Below are 2,302 nucleotides of genomic sequence, written 5' to 3' on the forward strand. Positions count from 1 at the left end.
GGGTTACGGCGGATGCGCGCCTTTGGGCGCTTATCCGCCCTACGCAGATTTCGGGTGTTAGCCGCACGATGGACAACGGGCGGTATGGGTGCTTGACGGTGTTGGGTGGCTTGTGGATACTGCCTGAAAACGAACACGGACCTGCTTTCATGGATACGGCGCGCCGACAATTGGATCATCTGATTGAGCAGGAGGAACTCGCTCCTGCTGATTACCAGCGTGCGGCCACGTTGCTCGGCCTCTATCCTTCCCTGCCCCGCTGGCAACGTTTCCTCGATCATCTTCTGCTCTGGCTCAGCGCTTTGGCGCTTGGCTTTGCGCTGCTGTTTTTTATTGCCTACAACTGGACCGAGCTGGGTCATCTGGGTCGGTTCGCGCTGGTTGAGCTGGCGTTGCTCATCGCCGTGAGCGCCTATTTCTGGAAAGGTGGAAGGGGGCTGGCGGCGAAAGCGGCGCTGTTTGCCGCGGCACTGGTGGTGGGCGGTTTGCTGGCCCTGTTCGGTCAAACCTATCAGACCGGCGCGGACCCCTGGCAGCTGTTTTTTACCTGGAGCCTGATGATTCTGCCCTGGGCGCTGATTGCCCGGTTGCCCGCACTCTGGGTATTGGTGATCGGGCTTTGGAATCTGGCCACAATGCTCTATCACGGCACCTTCGGCTCGGTCTGGATTCTGACCGGGGACACCAGCCTGGCCTGGGCGCTGCTGGTCATCAATACCCTGAGTTTGATTGGGTGGGAGCTGGCGGCGCGCCGATTGACCTGGCTCGATACCGGCTGGGCTCAGCGCCTGATTGCCGCCGGCGTAGGGATGGCGGCCACCATACTGGCGTTGATAGGCAGCTCGGACACCCTGATCAGTGGCGAGCTACTGATCTACGCGCTGGTGTTGGCGGCCATTTACGGCGTTTACCGGTACCTCAAGCCCGACCTGTTTATGCTCGCCGGCGGCTGCCTCTCCGTGATTGTGGTCATCGACGGGTTGTTCATTGCGCACACCGACCTGCAGGAAGACGGTGTCTTCTTTCTGCTTAGCGCCATCACCATCGGCTCGACCACGGCCCTGGTGAAGTGGCTGATTCATCTGAACCGGCTTATGCACCATGAACCAGAACACTGACGCAAAGCGCCGCCTCGCCGAAGCCGGTATCGGCCTTCAACCGGGCAATGATCAAGGGCCGGTGATTCCCTGGTATCTGCTTGTTCTTCAGGGAATCGGTGGCTGGCTGGCCGCGCTGTTTCTTCTGGGTTTTCTCGGCCTGGGATTCATTCAGGCACTGGATAAGCCGATCATCGCCCTGGTGCTGGGTTTACTGCTGATCGGTGGCGCTTTTGGTTTATTGCTTCACCGACAGAGTGTTTTTCTGGAGCAGCTGGTATTGGCCTCCAGCCTCGCCGGTCAATTGCTGGTCGCCTATGCCATCGCCTACTGGCTCGATGATATCAACGCCCTGTTCTGGGTGGGAATGTTGATTCTGCATTCAGCCCTTGCCGTGCTGATGGCGAGTCAGTTGCACCGAATATTTTCCGCGTTGTTTGCGGGCTTATCCCTGTTTTTTCTCGGCGTGGAAACCGGAGCCGTGTACGGTATTCCGCCCGTCGTTTTGGGTATCACCTGTGTATTTTGGCTGAACGAATTTCACTACCCTCAGCACCGCAACGCCCTGAAAAACATCGCCATGGGACTGACGCTCGGGCTGCTGGTCATGCAGTACCTGATCCGTTTTCCCGAGCTGGTGGAAGACAGCCTCGCAATCGCCTGGTTTCCCCACTGGCTGGGCGAGTGGCTGACCGGCGCCGCGCTTGGCTATCTGGCCTACCGGGTGATCCGCGTGAACCCAATGGCGCTGACTGGACGCGCATTGATTATCAGTGCGGTCACCTTGGTGCTTCTTTGTCTGGCCTCCTCTTATGCTTTCGGTCTGACGCAGGGCGCAGCACTGATTGCCCTGGGGTTCGCCATCAACCACCGGATCGTGATGGGGCTGGGCGTACTGTCTCTGCTGTTTTCCATTTCCACCTACTATTACCGTCTGGACCTGACCCTACTGGAAAAATCCTTCACTCTGCTGATTCTCGGACTGTTTTTTTTCGCTGTGCGCTATGGCCTGAATCGTTGGTCGGCCAGCCTCTCTGGAGACATGACCGATGCGTAGGGGAATCGCACTGGTCACCGCCCTGGCCATATTGGTGCTCGTCAATTTTTCCATTTATGAGAAGGAGCAGCATCTGGCCCAGGGTGAAATCATGTATCTCGAGCTCGCCCCGGTGGACCCGCGCTCGCTGATGCAGGGGGATTACATG

General features: G+C 58.3%; 3 protein-coding genes. All 3 read left to right on the plus strand.

Translation table 11 applies throughout. The features are described 5' to 3' along the window. Positions 1-149: 149 nt before the first annotated feature. The gene (locus tag B3520_RS04005; protein WP_286804575.1) at positions 150-1,118 is read left to right on the plus strand and encodes a DUF2157 domain-containing protein; all 969 of its coding nucleotides are present in this window, start codon (positions 150-152) and stop codon (positions 1,116-1,118) included. Further along, positions 1,102-2,154 carry a DUF4401 domain-containing protein gene (locus tag B3520_RS04010; protein WP_286804576.1) on the plus strand — a complete coding sequence of 351 codons (1,053 nt, stop codon included), beginning with the start codon at positions 1,102-1,104 and terminating at the stop codon, positions 2,152-2,154. Before B3520_RS04005 ends, B3520_RS04010 begins: the two co-directional genes overlap by 17 nt. Next, the coding region (locus B3520_RS17490) for a GDYXXLXY domain-containing protein (RefSeq protein WP_414673872.1) at positions 2,147-2,302 on the plus strand (156 nt) is incomplete at its 3' end. The genes B3520_RS04010 and B3520_RS17490, both read left to right, overlap by 8 nt.

The sequence above is a fragment of the Marinimicrobium sp. UBA4509 genome (assembly GCF_002388575.1).
GTDB lineage: Bacteria > Pseudomonadota > Gammaproteobacteria > Pseudomonadales > Cellvibrionaceae > Marinimicrobium > Marinimicrobium koreense.

Bases quoted from the DNA above. Each gene is read 5' to 3' on its own strand.
- B3520_RS04005 (WP_286804575.1), top strand. From the start codon at position 150: ATGGATACGGCGCGCCGACAATTGGATCATCTGATTGAGCAGGAGGAA.
- B3520_RS04010 (WP_286804576.1), top strand. From the start codon at position 1,102: ATGAACCAGAACACTGACGCAAAGCGCCGCCTCGCCGAAGCCGGTATC.